The 15,919-nt window shown below is 70.2% G+C and carries 15 protein-coding genes; 10 read left to right on the top strand and 5 right to left on the bottom strand.

Annotated elements, in window-relative coordinates; genetic code table 11:
• The first annotated feature begins 6 nt into the window (after window positions 1-6).
• Both ASC61_RS11285 and ASC61_RS11290 read left to right on the top strand, forming a co-directional pair.
• Window positions 7-402, top strand: a complete 396-nt coding sequence (locus ASC61_RS11285) for a cold-shock protein (RefSeq protein ID WP_056211936.1) — start codon at window positions 7-9, stop codon at window positions 400-402.
• A gap of 71 nt (window positions 403-473) precedes the next feature.
• A complete protein-coding gene (locus ASC61_RS11290) occupies window positions 474-1,316 on the top strand; it encodes an AEC family transporter (protein WP_082530610.1) in 843 nt (280 codons plus the stop codon).
• Here the strand turns inward: ASC61_RS11290 and ASC61_RS11295 are convergent.
• On the bottom strand, window positions 1,236-2,711 hold the full coding sequence (locus ASC61_RS11295; RefSeq protein ID WP_235503542.1) for an MFS transporter: 1,476 nt from the start codon (window positions 2,709-2,711) through the stop codon (window positions 1,236-1,238). The genes ASC61_RS11290 and ASC61_RS11295 overlap by 81 nt on opposite strands.
• A 61-nt stretch (window positions 2,712-2,772) precedes the next feature.
• Here ASC61_RS11295 and ASC61_RS11300 point away from each other — a divergent pair, with 61 nt between their 5' ends.
• A complete protein-coding gene (locus tag ASC61_RS11300; protein ID WP_056211940.1) occupies window positions 2,773-3,519 on the top strand; it encodes a DUF3027 domain-containing protein in 747 nt (248 codons plus the stop codon).
• Window positions 3,520-3,523: 4 nt separating this feature from the next.
• Here the strand turns inward: ASC61_RS11300 and ASC61_RS11305 are convergent, their stop codons facing one another.
• Complete coding sequence (locus ASC61_RS11305) at window positions 3,524-3,931, bottom strand: DUF2530 domain-containing protein (RefSeq protein ID WP_235503543.1); 408 nt, start codon at window positions 3,929-3,931, stop codon at window positions 3,524-3,526.
• A 59-nt stretch (window positions 3,932-3,990) separates the two neighbouring features.
• On the opposite strand from ASC61_RS11305, the gene ASC61_RS11310 reads away from it, so the two are divergent.
• From ASC61_RS11310 to ASC61_RS11320, 3 genes are all read left to right on the top strand, one after another.
• Window positions 3,991-4,998, top strand: a complete 1,008-nt coding sequence (locus ASC61_RS11310; protein WP_056211942.1) for a hypothetical protein — start codon at window positions 3,991-3,993, stop codon at window positions 4,996-4,998.
• Window positions 4,999-5,068: 70 nt separating this feature from the next.
• Window positions 5,069-6,508: an NCS2 family permease gene (locus ASC61_RS11315; protein WP_056211944.1), complete on the top strand. Its 1,440-nt coding sequence runs from the start codon at window positions 5,069-5,071 to the stop codon at window positions 6,506-6,508.
• A gap of 22 nt (window positions 6,509-6,530) precedes the next feature.
• The gene (locus ASC61_RS11320; protein ID WP_056211946.1) at window positions 6,531-7,049 is read left to right on the top strand and encodes a gamma carbonic anhydrase family protein; all 519 of its coding nucleotides are present in this window, start codon (window positions 6,531-6,533) and stop codon (window positions 7,047-7,049) included.
• Here ASC61_RS11320 and serC read toward each other — a convergent pair.
• Window positions 7,046-8,155 (bottom strand): phosphoserine transaminase, encoded by a 1,110-nt coding sequence (gene serC / locus ASC61_RS11325; RefSeq protein WP_056211948.1) that lies wholly within the window; start codon window positions 8,153-8,155, stop codon window positions 7,046-7,048. The genes ASC61_RS11320 and serC overlap by 4 nt on opposite strands.
• Before the next feature lie 100 nt (window positions 8,156-8,255).
• On the opposite strand from serC, the gene ASC61_RS11330 reads away from it, so the two are divergent.
• The 4 genes from ASC61_RS11330 to ASC61_RS11345 are packed head-to-tail and all read left to right on the top strand — an operon-like array spanning window position 8,256 to window position 14,038.
• Entirely contained in the window at window positions 8,256-10,061 is a 1,806-nt protein-coding gene (locus tag ASC61_RS11330; RefSeq protein ID WP_056211950.1) for a methylmalonyl-CoA mutase family protein, read from the top strand.
• Window positions 10,058-12,241 (top strand): methylmalonyl-CoA mutase, encoded by a 2,184-nt coding sequence (gene scpA, locus ASC61_RS11335; RefSeq protein ID WP_056211952.1) that lies wholly within the window; start codon window positions 10,058-10,060, stop codon window positions 12,239-12,241. The genes ASC61_RS11330 and scpA overlap by 4 nt, the downstream gene beginning before the upstream one ends.
• Window positions 12,241-13,212 (top strand): methylmalonyl Co-A mutase-associated GTPase MeaB, encoded by a 972-nt coding sequence (meaB, locus tag ASC61_RS11340; protein WP_056211954.1) that lies wholly within the window; start codon window positions 12,241-12,243, stop codon window positions 13,210-13,212. Before scpA ends, meaB begins: the two co-directional genes overlap by 1 nt.
• Window positions 13,213-13,246: 34 nt before the next feature.
• Window positions 13,247-14,038, top strand: a complete 792-nt coding sequence (locus ASC61_RS11345) for a transglutaminase-like domain-containing protein (protein ID WP_056211956.1) — start codon at window positions 13,247-13,249, stop codon at window positions 14,036-14,038.
• On the opposite strand, the gene ASC61_RS11350 is transcribed toward ASC61_RS11345, so the two are convergent.
• Window positions 14,026-14,673 (bottom strand): NADPH-dependent F420 reductase, encoded by a 648-nt coding sequence (locus tag ASC61_RS11350; RefSeq protein WP_056211959.1) that lies wholly within the window; start codon window positions 14,671-14,673, stop codon window positions 14,026-14,028. The two genes, ASC61_RS11345 and ASC61_RS11350, sit on opposite strands and share 13 nt — an antisense overlap.
• A 315-nt stretch (window positions 14,674-14,988) precedes the next feature.
• Window positions 14,989-15,900, bottom strand: coding sequence for a hypothetical protein (locus ASC61_RS11355; protein WP_157439460.1), 912 nt, complete (start codon window positions 15,898-15,900; stop codon window positions 14,989-14,991).
• Window positions 15,901-15,919 lie beyond the last annotated feature (19 nt).

Genomic DNA, 15,919 nt, shown 5'->3' on the forward strand with positions numbered 1-15,919 from the left:
ATCGCCATGCCCACGGGCAAAGTGAAGTGGTACGACGCGGACAAGGGCTTCGGCTTCCTGACGCAGGAGGACGGCCCTGACGTCCACGTGCGCTCCGACGCGCTGCCCGACGGCGTCACGACGCTCAAGGCCGGCACGCGCGTCGAGTTCGGCATCGTGCAGGGCAGCCGCGGCGACCAGGCCCTCCAGGTGCGCGTCCTCGACCCGGTCACCTCGGTGTCGCGGGCGCAGTCGCACGCGCGCCGCAAGGACCCCGAGACCATGGCCGTCATCGTCGAGGACCTCATCCGCCTGCTCGACACCATCGGTGAGGGCTACCGCCACGGCCGACACCCCGACGCCAAGAAGGCCAAGTCGGCGGCCCAGGTGCTCCGGGCCGTCGCGAGCGAGCTCGAGCTCTGACAGGCGTCATCCAGGGATTCGGGGTCATCGGGATCCTGATCGCCCTGGGGCTCGGCCTGGCTCATGCCGGGGTGCTCGACCGCGACTCCCAACGGGTGCTGTCGCGCCTCGTCTACTTCGTCGCGACGCCGTCGCTCCTGGTCGACCTGTTGGCGCGCACCGACGTCTCGGACGTGCTGGGCGTCGGCTTCGCGATCGCGGGGCTCAGCGTGCTCGCCGTGCTGGTCGTCTACGTGCCGGTCGCCCGCCGCCGGGGCCGGTCGATGTCGCACATCGTGATCGGTGCGCTGTCCGCCTCGTACGCCAACGGGGGATACCTCGGCTTGCCGATCGCCGTGTACGTGCTGGGCGACGCGGCGTTCGCGGTGCCGGTCATGGTGCTGCAGCTCATCGTCTATGCGCCCCTGGCCCTCTCGATGCTCGACCTCGAGGCGACAGGACGTCGGCCGACGCTCGGCGCCCTGGCCCTGTCGGGCGTACGCAACCCGGTGTCGGTCGCGGCTGTGTGCGGCGTGCTGATCTCGGTGCTGGGGATCCACCTGCCCGACCTCGTCGGTGAGCCGATCAAGCTGCTCGGTGGGATGGCGGTGCCCGGAGCGCTCCTGGCGTACGGCGTCTCGCTGCGGTTCGGCGGCGCCATCGGCACGGCGCATCGCCGGGAGATCGCGGTGATCGCGCTGCTCAAGCTGGTCTGGATGCCCGCCGTCGCGTACGTCCTGGCGCGCTTCGCGTTCGGGCTCGAGTCGCACCAGGTGTTCGGCTTGACGGTCATGGCGGCGCTGCCGACCGCCCAGAACGTGTTCGTGTACGCGTCGAGGTTCCAGCGGTCGGAGCTACTGGCCCGGGACAGTGTCGCGGTCACCACGCTGCTCTCGATACCCGTGCTGTTCGGTCTGGCGGCCGTCCTCGCCTGACTTGCCCTTGGCGCGGTTGAGCACGAAGGCAAGCCACGCGACGAGGATGACGGCTGTGACGAGCAGGCCGATGCGCGGCGTCGCGTCGACCGTGAACAGGCCGATGCCGATCAGGCCGCCGATGACCCATGACAGCTGCAGGAGCGTCTCGGACCGCGCGAACATGCTCGTGCGCACGCGCTCGGCGACATCGCGTTGGATCAGTGCGTCGAGGCTCAGCTTGCCGAGCGACTGGCACAGGCCGACCGTCAGGCCGAGGATCACAGCCGTCCACCAGGTGAAGAACACCGCGACCGTGACGACGACCGCGACGTCGAGCACGAGGACCGCGATGACGACGCGTTCGGGCCGTCGGGACTTGGTCAGCGACGCGATCAGCGTGCCGATCGTGTTGCCGGCACCGGCGCCGCCGATCACCAGGCCGAGCAGCACCGTTGCGTTGCCGTGCCAGCCCATCGAGTCCGGCGGGTCGCGCAGCGTGAACGCCATGAAGATCGTGAGGAAGCCCGAGAGCAGCCGCAGGCCCGAGTTGCTGCGCAGGGCGTTGACGACGTCGCGGGAGATGCTGATGCCCTTCTTGGCCGCACCCGTGGCGATCTTGGAGAGGTCGACCTGCTCCTCACCCTCGCTGGAGTCGACCCGGGCGGGCAGCAGGATCGCGAGGATCGTGCCGACGACGAACAGCAGGGCGGCGTAGCGGACCGCCCATTCGGCGCCGATCGCCGCAGCGCCGCCGGCCAGCGGGGCCGAGATGGCCGCGGCGCCGGTGCCGGTCAGCGAGATCCGCGAGTTGGCCTTGACCAGCGTGAACTCCGCGGGCAGCAGGCGCGGCACCGCGGAGGCGCGGGTCACACCGTACGCCTTGGAGGCGACGAGACAGCCGAGCGCGGCGAAGTAGAACGACGGGGGAGGGTTGTCGGACGAGATGGCGCCGGCGAGGACCCAGCAGCAGAACGCGCGGATCGCCAGGGTCGCGCCGATGGCCCAGCGACGCCCGCGACGGAAGCGGTCGAGGAACGGCCCGATGAGCGGCGCGACGACCGCGAAGGGCAGCATCGTCAGGACGAGGAACAGCGTCACCTGGCCGGTGGCCTCGCCGGTCGGCACGGTGAAGAACAGGGTCCCGGCCAGCGAGATCGCGAAGGCCGCGTCGCCGGCGGTGTTGAACGCGTGCAGCTCGAGGAGTCGTGACAGTCCGCTCTCGCCGGCGCCGCCGGAGTGGGTGAACCGCCGCGATGCGGTGAAGGCCGACGTGCTGCCCTTGGCCACGAGGCGAGCCGTGCCGGACGAGACCCGGCCGGCGATCTGCGCGGAGCGGCTCAGGCGCGACTGCTCGGGCGGCTCGACACGCGTCGGATCGAGCCCGCGGTCGTCCTCGTCTCCGTACCCGTCCACGCCGTCTATCCTGCCTCACCCCGCGAGCCGCGGCCGTCCGGACATGGGCGACAATGGAGGAATGCCGATCGATGAGCAGCTTGCCGCCGCAGTCGACGTCGCCCGTGCGGCCGTCGACGAGGCCGCTGACGCCGGAACCGTCGGCGATCACGTGCGCGCCGTCGAGGACGGCGACCGGCTCGTCTCCCACCACTTCACGTGCCTCAAGGCCGGCTACGAGGGTTGGTACTGGTCGGTCAGCGTCTCGCGCGCACCCGACAGCGACCGGGTCACGATCAACGACGTCGTCCTGCTGCCCGGCGACGAGGCGATCGTCGCCCCGGCGTGGACGCCCTACAAGGAGCGCATTCGTCCGGGCGACCTCAGCCCCGGTGACGTGCTGCCGCCCGACGAGGACGACATCCGGCTCGTGCCCTCGTGGTCTGCCGGCGACGGTGACGAGCAGGCTCCCGATCGGTTCTTCGCCCGCGAGGTCGGCCTGGGCCGCGAGTGGGTGCTGTCGTTCGAGGGCCGTGAGCTGGCCGCCGACCGCTGGCAGGAGGGCGAGCAGGGACCCGACGCCGCGATCGCCCAGCAGGCCTCGGGCGTGTGCCACTCATGCGGCTTCATGGTGAGCCTCGCCGGTCCGTTGTCCGAGCGGTTCGGGGTCTGCGCCAACGGCATGGCCAACGATGACGGCAAGGTCGTCTCGTTCGACCACGGCTGCGGAGCGCACTCGGGCGCTCGCCTGAGCCGTTCGGCCAGCGCCCAGGCGCTGCCCCCGCCGGTGTTCGACACCGTCGGCGTCGACGAGGTCGAGCACTTCTAGCGGGCTAGTCCAGACGGCGGCGACGACCGGGCTGCATACGCAGCGCGTTGCGGCGCCGGCGGCAGTACTCGATGCCGATCAGGCCCAGCCCGAAACCGGCGAGCGCGGTCCACAGCCACCACGTGCGGCCGTTCTCGTCGAGCGTGCCGAGGAACGGCAGCAGCGCGATCGCGATGACGCCCCAGACGATCGTGCCGACCGTCATGGTGCGGACGCCGTCGACATCCATGGGCTCGACCTCGGCGACGCGGTGGGTCTTGCTGCCGATCTCGAGCTCGGTGAGCTCTGGCCGGCCGAACTCGTGACGACGCGCGGCGCGCTCGAGCCGGGCGATCTCACGATGCCCCATCTTGCGCTCGATCGTCTCGGGTCCGTCGCCCTGACGGATGACCCACTCGTCGTCACTGCTCACCCGCCCACCCTACCGCCGCGGGCTCTTCGCGTTTCGGGTGCTGTCATGCTGAACCTGCCATGAATCCGCGTCACCGTCGCCTGCTGATACCGGGCCTGCTCGTCGCTCTGCTGGTCGTCGTGCTCGTGAGCTCGGTCGCTCGCCGGGCCGACGGCGCCGAGGCGGGCCCTGACGTCGTCAGCCGGATGTCCGACACCAGGATCACGGAGTCCAGCGGGCTGGCGATCAGCGTCAAGCACGACGACCTGGCATACACGATCAACGACTCGGGCAACGCGCCGATCGTGTTCGCGATCAAGATCTCCACCGGAGCGGTCGTCGGAACGACCACGATCACCGAGAACACCCCGATCGACACCGAGGCCATCGCGATCGACGGCGACGGCGTCCTGTGGGTCGCGGACACCGGGGACAACCAGGAGCGGCGCACCGACGTCGCGCTGTATGCCCTGCCGGAACCGGGAACGGGCGACCACTCGGTCGCCGCGACCCGCTACCCGCTGACCTACCCGGGCGGCCCCGCCGACGTCGAGACGTTGCTGATCAACCCCCGCACGGGCGCCAAGGGGGTCGTCACCAAGGGGCTGTTCGCCGGTGAGCTGCTCGCGCTGCCCAGCAAGCTCGTGGCAGATCGGCCCAACCTGGCCAAGGACACGGGTCACGAGATGCCGGCGGTCGTGACGGACGGGGTGATGTCGGCGAACGGCCGCTACGCGCTGCTGCGGACCTACAGCAACGTCCACCTGTACGACGCGAAGACCTGGAAGTCGATCCGGTCCGCCGAGACACCGCCGCAGCCGCAGGGCGAGTCGATCGCGATCGAGCCCAACCAGAAGTCGTTCCTGATCGGCAGCGAAGGCGCTGACTCGGCGCTGATCCGCATCCCCTTGACGCTGCCGAAGACGGCGGACGACGAGCCGACCACCAAGCCCTCGCCGACCAAGACCGCGGCCGAGAAGCCGGCGGACGACGCGGGCAACGGGTTCGCCGGCAGCATCTGGCTCTGGGCGATCGGCGGGGTCGCGCTGCTGGCCGCCATCGCGTCGGCAACCACCAACCGGACGTAGCCTTCCCGCCGCACGAACGCGTCTGGCATGCTCCCTTGCGACCGACGTGTCCACCTCGACCAGGAGTGCCATGACCAGCACGCTCGAGCAGTACTTCAAGATCAGCCAGCGCGGCTCCTCGATCGGGCAGGAGGTACGCGGAGGCGTCGTCACGTTCCTGACCATGGCCTACATCGTCGTGCTCAACCCGATCATCTTGGCCGGCGTCGCTGACGAGGACGGCAAGTTCCTCGGCGGTGGCTCGACGCCGGGCTCGGGCTTCGCCACGATCGCCGCGGTGACGGCACTCGTCGCGGGCGTGCTGACGATCCTCATGGGTGTCGTCGCCAACTTCCCCCTGGCGCTGGCGACCGGGCTCGGCCTCAACGCGTTCGTGGCGTTCTCGGTCGCGTCGCAGATGACCTGGGCCGACGCGATGGGACTGGTGGTCCTCGAGGGCCTCATCATCCTGCTGCTGGTGCTCACTGGGTTCCGAAAAGCGGTGTTCGACGCCGTGCCGCGGCAGCTCAAGACCGCGATTGCGGTCGGCATCGGCTTGTTCATCACCCTGATCGGCCTGGTCGACGCCGGCTTCGTGCGGACGACCGGCATCAGCGCCCCGCCGATCCAGCTCGGCATCGGTGGTCACCTCGAGGGCTGGCCCGTGCTGGTGTTCATCGCCGGGCTGCTGCTGATGATCGCCCTGCACGCGCGCGGGGTCCCCGGCGCGATCCTGATCGGCATCGTCGCCACCACGATCCTCGCGGTCATCGTGCAGGCCATCGCCGACCTGCCGGCCAGCGGCGGCAAGGCCACCTCCAAGGGCTGGAACCTGAACGTGCCGGAGTGGCCGAAGAAGGTGTTCGCCAAGCCTGACTTCTCGCTCCTCGGCGACTTCAACCTGTTCAACGGCTTCGAGCGCGCCGGTGTCGTGACCGCAGCGCTGCTCGTCTTCACCCTCCTGCTCGCCGACTTCTTCGACACGATGGGCACGATGACCGCGATCGGCGCCGAGGCCGGGCTCAACGACGACGACGGCACGCCGGTCGGCGCGCAGAAGATCCTCGTCGTCGACTCGATCGCCGCCGCGGCGGGCGGCGCGGCCGGCATCTCGAGCAACACGTCCTACATCGAGTCGGCCTCCGGTGTCGGCGACGGTGCGCGTACGGGCCTGGCGTCGGTCGTCACGGGCGTGCTGTTCCTGCTGTCGACGCTTGCCGTGCCGCTCGTCGAGCACATCCCCAACGAGGCGGCCGTGCCCGCGCTCGTGCTCGTGGGCTTCCTCATGATGAGCCAGGTCAAGGACATCGCCTGGGACGACTCGGAGATCGCCATCCCGGCGTTCCTCACGATCGTGCTGATGCCGTTCACGTACTCGATCACCGCAGGAATCGGCGCGGGCTTCATCGCCTACGTCGTGATCAAGCTCGTCAAGGGCAAGGTCGCCGCGATCCACCCGTTGATGTGGCTCATCGGGATCCTGTTCGTGATCTACTTCGCGATCGACCCGATCACCAGCTGGGTGGGCTGAGCCGCCGGGATACCTTGAGCGCATGCTCATCGCACTCGGAGACAAGGCCCCACGCGTCGCGGACACGGCGTGGGTCGCACCCAATGCGACCCTCGCCGGGTCCGTCGTGATCGAGGACGGCGCCAGCATCTGGTACGGCGCCGTCCTGCGCGCCGACAACGAGCCGATCACGATCGGCCGGCGCTCCAACGTGCAGGACAACTGTGCGTTCCACGTCGACAAGGGCAAGCCCGTGCTCCTCGGTGAGGGGGTCTCGGTCGGGCACGGCGCGGTGATCCACGGCGCCACGATCGGCGACCACGTGCTGGTCGGCATGGGCGCGATCATCATGAACGGTGCGGTCATCGGCGACGAGTCGCTGATCGCCGCGGGTGCGTTGATCTCCGAAGGCGTCGAGATCCCGCCCCGTTCACTGGTCGCCGGGGTGCCGGGCAAGGTGCGCCGGGAGCTGACCGACGACGAGGTCGCCACGCTGCACCACAATGCCGAGATCTACGAGGAGCACCGCGAGCTGCACCGCAAGGGCGCCGAGGTCATCTAGCTGAGGCGCTCGACGACGTAGTCGATGCTCCTCGTGAGCTGGGAGATGTCGTCGGGCTCGATCGCGGGGAACATCGCGATGCGCAGCTGGTTGCGGCCCAGGCCCCGATAGCCGGCGACGTCGACGATGCCGTTCTCGCGCAGTGCTGCGGTGACGGCGGCAGCGTCGACGCCCTCGAGGTCGATCGTCCCGACGACCAGTGAGCGGTCAGCCGGGTCGGTGACGAACGGCGTGGCGTACGCCGACGCCTCGGCCCACGCGTAGAGCCGAGTCGAGGAGTCGCGCGTACGCGTGACCGCCCAGTCGAGCCCGCCCTGCGCGAGCATCCAGCGCACCTGGTCGTCGATGAGGAACAGCGTCGCCAGCGCCGGCGTGTTGTAGGTCTGGTTCTTGCGGGAGTTGTCGATCGCGCTCGGCAGGTCGAGGAATCCCGGGACGTGCCGGCCGCTCGCCCTGATCTCCTCGGCGCGGTCGATCGCCGCCGGCGACATCAGGGCGACCCACAGTCCGCCGTCGGAGGCAAATGTCTTCTGCGGCGCGAAGTAGTAGACGTCGCTCTGCGACGCGTCGAGCGGCAGACCGCCCGCCCCGGAGGTCGCGTCGATCAGCATGAGCGCACCCTCGTCGGCACCGGCGACCCGCTCGACCGGCACCATGACGCCCGTCGAGGTCTCGTTGTGCGCCCAGGCGTACGCGTCGACGCCCGGCTCCGCGACCGGCACCGGGTGCGTCGTGACGTCGCTCTCGAGCACGTGCGGATCGGCGAGGAACGGTGCGCGCTGCACGGCCGTGGCGAACTTGCGGGTGAACTCGCCGTGCACCAGGTGCTGGCTGCGCTCGCGGATCAGCCCGAACATCGCGGCGTCGAAGAACGCGTGCGAGCCGCCGACCCCGAGCACCACCTCGTAGTCGTCGGGCAGGGCGAACAGGTCGGCCAGCCCCTCGCGGAGGCTGCCGACGAGGTTGCGCACGGGCGACTGACGGTGCGAGGTGCCCATCAGCGAGTCGCCGGTGGTCGCCAGCGCGTCGAGCGCCTCGACGCGCACCTTGGACGGGCCGGACCCGAATCGTCCGTCCCCGGGCAGGAGGTCCGCAGGAATCTTCACGCGGCAAGTCTCCCAGCATGGACCTGCGCACGCGTAACACCCTCGTCACATATGTCACATTGAGTGGCTGGTATCACCGTCAATTCGTACGATGCCCCGTATGGCCTCTGACGGATCGGTCGATGTTCCCCTGTCCAAGGGGCTCGAGCACACGCAGGACGAGTGGGAATCGGCGACCGCGGCCGTGCTCCGCAAGGCGCGCAGGCTCGCTGACGACGCACCCGACAGCGACGTCTGGGGCAAGCTCGCGACGACGACCCTCGACGGCATCACCGTCACGCCGCTCGGCACGCCGTCCCTGACCCGTGAGCTCCCGGACGGCGGCCTGCCCGGCCAGGCGCCGTTCACCCGCGGAAGCGCCGCCACGAGCGAGCTCGAGGGCTGGGACGTACGCGCGTGGTTCGCCGACCCCGACGCCGAGCGCACCGCCAAGGACGTCGTCACGGATCTCGAGAACGGCGTCAACTCGCTGTGGCTCTCGGTCGGTGGCGGAGCGATCCCGTCCGACGCCCTGGCGTCAGTCCTCGAGCCGGTGTTCCTCGACCTCGCGGCGGTCGTCCTCGACGCCCCCGCCGAGCCCGTCGAGGCGGCGCGCGCCCTCGCAGCAGTGCTCGCCGACAAGGGCGTCGTCGCAGCACCCGGTACGTCCTTCGGTGCCGACCCGCTCGGCGCGACGATCCGCGGCCAGGGCGTCACGGACCTCGGGATCGTGGCCGAGATCGCCGCGTTGGCGCAGACCCACGACGTACGCGCCGTCACGGTCGATGCGACGGCGGTGCACGACGCCGGTGCCTCCGACGTCCAGGAGCTGGCCTACTCGCTCGCCGCCGGTGCCGCCTACCTCCGCACCCTCGTCGCGGCCGGCATCGAGGTCGACGCCGCAGCCGCACTCATCGACTTCCGCTACGCCGCCACCGACGAGCAGTTCCCGACGATCGCCAAGCTTCGCGCGGCCCGCCGCCTGTGGAACCGGGTCGCCGAGCTCAGCGGCGTCACCAGCGCCGCCGCGGGTCAGCTGCAGCACGCCGTCACGTCGCGGCCGATGATGGCGAAGTACGACCCCTACGTGAACATGCTCCGCACGACCGTCGCGGCGTTCGCCGCCGGTGTCGGGGGAGCGGCGTCCGTCACGGTGCTGCCGTTCGACGAGCCGCTGGGCCTGCCGGAGGCGTTCAGCCGCCGCATCGCGCGCAACACGTCGAGCCTGCTGATCAGCGAGTCCCACGTCGCTGCGGTCGCCGATCCGGCCGGTGGCGCGCACGCGGTCGAGAAGCTGACGGACGACCTCGCCCGTGCCGCATGGGCGCTGTTCGGCGAGATCGAGGAGCGCGGCGGGCTCGTCGAGGCACTCGACTTCCTGCGCGAGGGCGTGGCGGGGACGGTCTCGGCACGCGCGCTCGACATCGCCAAGCGCAAGCGACCGATCACCGGCGTCTCGGAGTTCCCCAACCTGCACGAGGAGCTGCCCGAGCGCCGGCCGTACGGTCACCCGCTCGAGGTGCACCGCTATGCCGGAGAGTACGAGGCGCTGCGCGACGACCCGGCGTCGAAGCCGGTGTTCCTGGCGTCGATGGGCACGGTGGCGGCCTACACCGCTCGAGGCACGTTCGCGGCCAACCTGCTCGCCGCCGGCGGCATCGACACCGTCGTCGCCGGACCCACCGAGGGCGTCGACGACGTCCGCACGGCGTACGACGACGCGGGACGGCCCACGACGGTCTGCCTGGTCGGCAACGACAAGGCGTACGAGGCGTGGGGTGCCGATCTGGTCGCCGCCCTGCGTCAGGCCGGGGCGACGTACGTCGTGGTGGCCGGCAGGGCCGACATCGGCGCCGACACCCACGTCGCGGCCGGGCTGGACGCCCTCGCCTTCCTCCGCTCGATCCGACAGGAGCTTGAGAAGTGAGCATTCCCGAGAGCTTCGCCGGGCTGCCGCTCGATCCCGAGCAGCCGTACGAGCCGGACGCCGACACGTACGCCCGTGCCACCGACGGCGCCGAGCCGTGGACCGCGCCCGAAGGCATCGACATCGAGGGGCTCTACACCGCCGCCGACCTCGAGGACGTGGACGCGCTCGACACCTATCCGGGCCTCGCGCCGTTCCTGCGCGGCCCCTACCCGGCGATGTACACGACGCAGCCGTGGACGATCCGGCAGTACGCCGGGTTCTCGACCGCCGAGGAGTCCAACGCGTTCTACCGCCGCAACCTCGCCGCCGGGCAGAAGGGGCTCAGCGTCGCGTTCGACCTGGCGACCCACCGCGGCTACGACTCCGACAACCCCCGGGTCGTCGGCGACGTCGGCATGGCCGGCGTGGCGATCGACTCGATCTATGACACGCGCAAGCTGTTCGAGGGCATCCCGCTCGACGAGATGAGCGTGTCGATGACGATGAACGGCGCGGTGCTGCCGGTGCTGGCGCTCTACATCGTCGCCGCGGAGGAGCAGGGCGTGCCGCCCGAGAAGCTCTCCGGGACCATCCAGAACGACATCCTCAAGGAGTTCATGGTCCGCAACACCTACATCTATCCGCCGGCACCCTCGATGCGGATCATCTCGGACATCTTCGCCTACACCGCGCAGAAGATGCCGCGCTTCAACTCGATCTCGATCTCCGGCTATCACATCCAGGAGGCCGGGGCGACGAACGACCTCGAGCTCGCCTACACGCTGGCCGACGGTGTCGAATACATCCGTGCGGGCCTCGACGTGGGCCTCGACATCGACGCGTTCGCGCCGCGGCTGAGCTTCTTCTGGGCGATCGGCATGAACTTCTACATGGAGATCGCCAAGCTCCGGGCAGCCCGGGCCCTGTGGGCGCAGCTGGTCGCCGACTTCAACCCCCAGAACCCCAAGTCACTGAGCCTGCGTACGCACAGCCAGACGTCGGGCTGGTCGCTGACCGCACAGGACGTGTTCAACAACGTCGGGCGCACCGCGATCGAGGCGATGGCCGCGACCCAGGGCCACACGCAGTCGCTGCACACCAACGCCCTCGACGAGGCGATCGCCCTGCCGACCGACTTCAGCGCCCGCATCGCCCGCAACACCCAGCTCCTGCTCCAGCAGGAGTCCGGCACGACCGACATCATCGACCCGTGGGGTGGCTCCTACTACGTCGAGCGGCTGACGCACGACCTCGCCAACCGCGCCTGGGCGCACATCCAGGAGGTCGAGAAGGCCGGGGGCATGTCCAAGGCGATCGAGGCCGGCATCCCCAAGATGCGCATCGAGGAGGCCGCCGCCCGGACGCAGGCGCGCATCGACTCCGGCCAGCAGGCCGTCATCGGCGTCAACACCTACCGGCTGGCCGACGAGGACCCGCTCGACGTGCTCAAGGTCGACAACAAGGCGGTGTACGCCTCGCAGATCGCCAAGCTCGAGCGGCTGCGCGCCGAGCGCAACCAGGACGACGTCGACGCCGCGCTCGCGGCGCTCACCAAGAGTGCCGAGCGAGGCTCCGCAAGCGACGGCTCGCTCGACGACAACCTGCTGACCCTCGCGGTCAACGCGGCGCGTGCCAAGGCGACGGTCGGAGAGATCTCCGACGCGCTCGAGAAGGTCTACGGGCGCCACCAGGCCGTGATCCGTACGATCTCAGGTGTGTACCGCACCGAAGCCGGCCAGGGTGGCAACATCCAGAAGGTCATCGACGCCACCGCGGCGTTCGAGCAGGCCGAGGGCCGACGCCCGCGCATCCTCGTCGCCAAGATGGGCCAGGACGGCCACGACCGCGGCCAGAAGGTCATCGTGACGGCGTTCGCCGACATGGGCTTCGACGTCGACGTCGGCCCGCTGTTCTCCACGCCGGAGGAGGTCGCCCAGCAGGCGGTCGACGCCGACGTGCACATCGTCGGGGTCTCCTCGCTGGCTGCCGGCCACCTGACCCTGCTGCCGGCACTCAAGACGGCGCTCGCCGAGATGGGCCGGCCGGACATCATGGTCGTCATCGGCGGCGTCATCCCGCCCGACGACGTCCCGACGCTCAAGGAGATGGGTGCAGCCGCGGTGTTCCTGCCCGGAACGGTCATCGCCGACTCCGCGCTCGACCTGCTCGACAAGCTCCAGACGACGCACCGGGCCTGATGGTCGACGTCGCTGACCTCGCCGACGACGTCCGCGTCGGCAAGCGCGCGGCGATCTCGCGGGCGATCACGCTGATCGAGTCGAGTCGTGCCGATCACCGGGCCGAGGCGCGAGAGCTGCTCGGCCTGCTGACCCCAGACGCCGGGGGAGCCGTTCGCGTCGGGGTCTCCGGCGTGCCGGGCGTCGGCAAGTCGACGTTCATCGAGGCGCTCGGCATGCACCTCGTCGAGGAGGGGCACCGCGTCGGCGTGCTCGCGGTCGACCCGTCGAGCGTACGCACGGGCGGCTCCGTCCTCGGCGACAAGACCCGCATGTCGAGGCTCGCGGTGAGCCCTGACGCCTACATCCGGCCCTCGCCCAGCGCCGGCACCCTCGGTGGTGTCGCCCGAGCCACGAGCCAGGCCATGACGGTGCTCGAGGCCGCCGGGTTCGACGTCGTGCTGATCGAGACGGTCGGTGTCGGCCAGTCCGAGATCACGGTCGCCGGCATGGTCGACACGTTCCTGTTCCTGACCATCGCGCGTACGGGTGACCAGCTCCAGGGCATCAAGAAGGGCATCCTCGAGATCTCCGACGTCGTCGCGGTCAACAAGGCCGACGGCGAGCGCGTGCAGGAGGCCGAGGCGACGTCGAAGGACCTCGCCGGCGCTCTGCGCATGGTCTATGCCGGCGGCACCGGGTGGGTCCCGCCCGTCCTGACATGCTCGGCGCTCGAGGGCACCGGCATCGACACGGTGTGGAGCCGGATCATCCGGCACCGCGAGTTCCTCGGCAGCAAGGGGCTGCGCGAGAAGCGGGCGCAGCAGCAGCTCGACTTCACCTGGGCCCTGGTCCGCGACGAGCTCGACCAGCGGCTGCGCACCGACCCGCGCGTTGCCGCGATGCGCGAGGAGATCCGCGAAGCCGTGCTGTCGGGCGAGATGCCGGCCGCCACCGCCGCTGACCGCATCCTCGAGGCGTACGACTCCTAGCTCGGGCTCACCGGGCGTGTGAAACGATCGGGCGGTGAAGCGATCCGTCTCGGCCCACCTGCAGCTCCATCTTCACGACCACGCCGACCTGATCTTCTCGATCGCGGTGGCCGAGGGGCACGCCACGACCGAGACGTTCTCGATCCAGTCCGGCGGCGTCGAGCTCGAGGCGCACGAGATCGCCGGACGCCACGGCACCCGCCTGCACCGCCTGACCGGACCGCCGGGCCACATGACGATCAACTATGCGGCCGAGGTCGTCGGCCAGTCGGAGCCGGCCGCGGTCGAGGAGCTCGACCTCATCGAGTACCGCCGGCCGAGCCGCTACTGCGAGTCCGACACGTTGTTCTCCACGGCCAACTCCGAGTTCGCGGGTGTGCACGGCAAGGAGCTGCTCGACGCGGTCAGCTCATGGGTCGGCGCGCACCTGTCGTACGTGCCGGGCGCGAGCCAGCCGACGGATGGCGCGGTCGCCACGATGCTGGCCCGCGAGGGAGTCTGCCGCGACTACGCGCACCTCGTCGTGGCGCTGCTGCGGGCGCTCGACGTGCCCGCGCGGCTCGCGTCGGTCTATGCGCCCGGGCTCTATCCGATGGACTTCCACGCGGTCGCCGAGGCCTACATCGAGGATGCGTGGCAGGTCGTCGACGCGACGACACTGGCGCCTCGCGGCAGTCTGCTGCGCATCGCCACGGGGCAGGACGCCTCCGAGACGGCTTTCCTGTCGCAGCACTGGGCGCGGGTCGACCTGCTGTCGATGAACGTCACGGCGGTCGTGGACTCGTTGCCGACCGACGACCTCGCCCAGCTGACTCAGCTGCGCTGAGGCGGGGTGGCCGCCTGGGCCGCGGCGCGCAGCTCGTCAGCCGTGAGCCGGGGACCGTAGCCGGGGGTGTCGGGCTGGACCCGCCAGCCCTCGGCCAGGGGTCCGAGGTCGACGACGTCGAACCCGATCTCGTCGATGAACGCCGCGACGGCCGCTTTGGCCGCCTCGTCGTCGGAGGCGACGGCGAGCGCGCGACGGTCGGACGTACCGGCTTCCTGTGCCTCGGCCGTGATGGCCGCTGCCTGGATGTGGTTGAACGCCTTGACCACGCGGGCGCCAGTGAGGTGCTTCTGCAGGAGCTCCGAGCTCGTCAGGGTGCCGTCCTGCAGCTCGGCGATGTCACCGTCGCGCTGGGCGTAGTAGTTGTTGGTGTCGATCACGGGCTTGCCCGCCAGCGGCGCGGCCGGCACCGAGCCGATCGCGTGCACCGGCGTCGTGACGACGGCGATGTCGGCGGCTTCGGCAGCCTCGGCAGGGGTGCCGGCCCGGGCTGATGGCCCGAGCTCGCTCACGAGGTCGACGAGGGTCTCCGGTCCGCGGGAGTTGCTCACGACGACGTCGTGTCCGTGGGCGATGGCGGCGCGGGCGAGCTGGCTGCCGATGTGTCCGGCGCCGATGAGTCCGATGGTGGTCATGCAGGTGACAACCGCCGCGGCGGCGTACGTATTTCCGACAGCCTGGTGCAGAGAGTGCGACGCGGAGGCAGGGAGGCCTCCGCGTCGATCGGACCAGCTTCGAGGGAGTAACTCTGAAGGACTAGTTCCGAATAGCCCTAACTAACTACATTCTGCGCTAATGTCAAGACTGCACATGACGCCCCGTCTCGGATAGCGTCTATGTCACAGGTTGTCAGGTCCGACCCATTCGGGGGGATGGTCGGACCGTCGTATGACCCGGCGCAGGGGCGCCGATGGGCCGGCCATCTCGGGGGGATGGCCGGCCTCGGGCGTTCAGCGCACCGCGAGCTTCGCGTACTCGTACGTGCCGCTGGTGAGCTGCCAGCCGCCGACCTTCCAGCTCGAGCCTTCCTTGCGCAGGAAGAACATCGCGTGCGTCGGGACCGTCAGCATGTCGTCGCGTCGTTCGGCCGGGTTGAAGACCGGCACCGCCGCGGACGCGTCGAGGACGGCCACGATGCGCGGCTCGGCCTTCGAGCGGTCGACGCTGATCGCGACCTTCGACCACGTCGGGTTGACCCACACCGCGCGGTCGCGGTAGCCGTCGGCCGAGTAGGCCGAGCCGTAGAACACCCGGCCGCTGCCGGCCGCGGTGTGCTTGGCACCGGCCTCGGTCCCCTCGCCGCGGAACACGACGAGTCCCAGCTCTTCGCGGACGTCGACGCTGTCGGGTTGGGCGACGAACGCGTTGACGCGTGGGCGGAATACCTCTGTCGTCGAGGTCGCGAGCGCCGGGAGCACGAAGTCGAGGTCCTGCACGTCGTACGAGTCCCGGGGGATCGCGAGGCGCGAGTAGCGCTTGCCGAAGATGAATCGCACGGCCGCGCAGGCCGCGTCGTCGACTGCCGCCTTGCCGAAGACCGCCACGGCCCCGGCGGCGCCCGTCGTGCGCACGGCGGGGCACCAGTCGACACTGTTGCCGGTGACCGTGACGGAGTCCGGATGACCGGGCCACGGCCCTCGTACGCTCACCGGTGCGCGCCCGGCCGTGGGTCTCGCGGGCGTCGCAGACGGGCTGGGTGTGGTCGCCGTCGGCGTCGGACTGGGAGTCGTCGCAGTGGCTGACGGCTTCGCCGTGTCGCTGTCCTTGAGGCTTCCGTCGGGGGTGTTCAGCCCGATCGCGACGCTGACGAGCACCATGGCGGCGATCAGCCCCGCGAGCACCGTGATCCACTTGGACCTCACGCGGGCCAGCATAGGCGCC

Source organism: Aeromicrobium sp. Root344 (assembly GCF_001425755.1).
In the GTDB taxonomy this organism is placed as follows: domain Bacteria; phylum Actinomycetota; class Actinomycetes; order Propionibacteriales; family Nocardioidaceae; genus Aeromicrobium.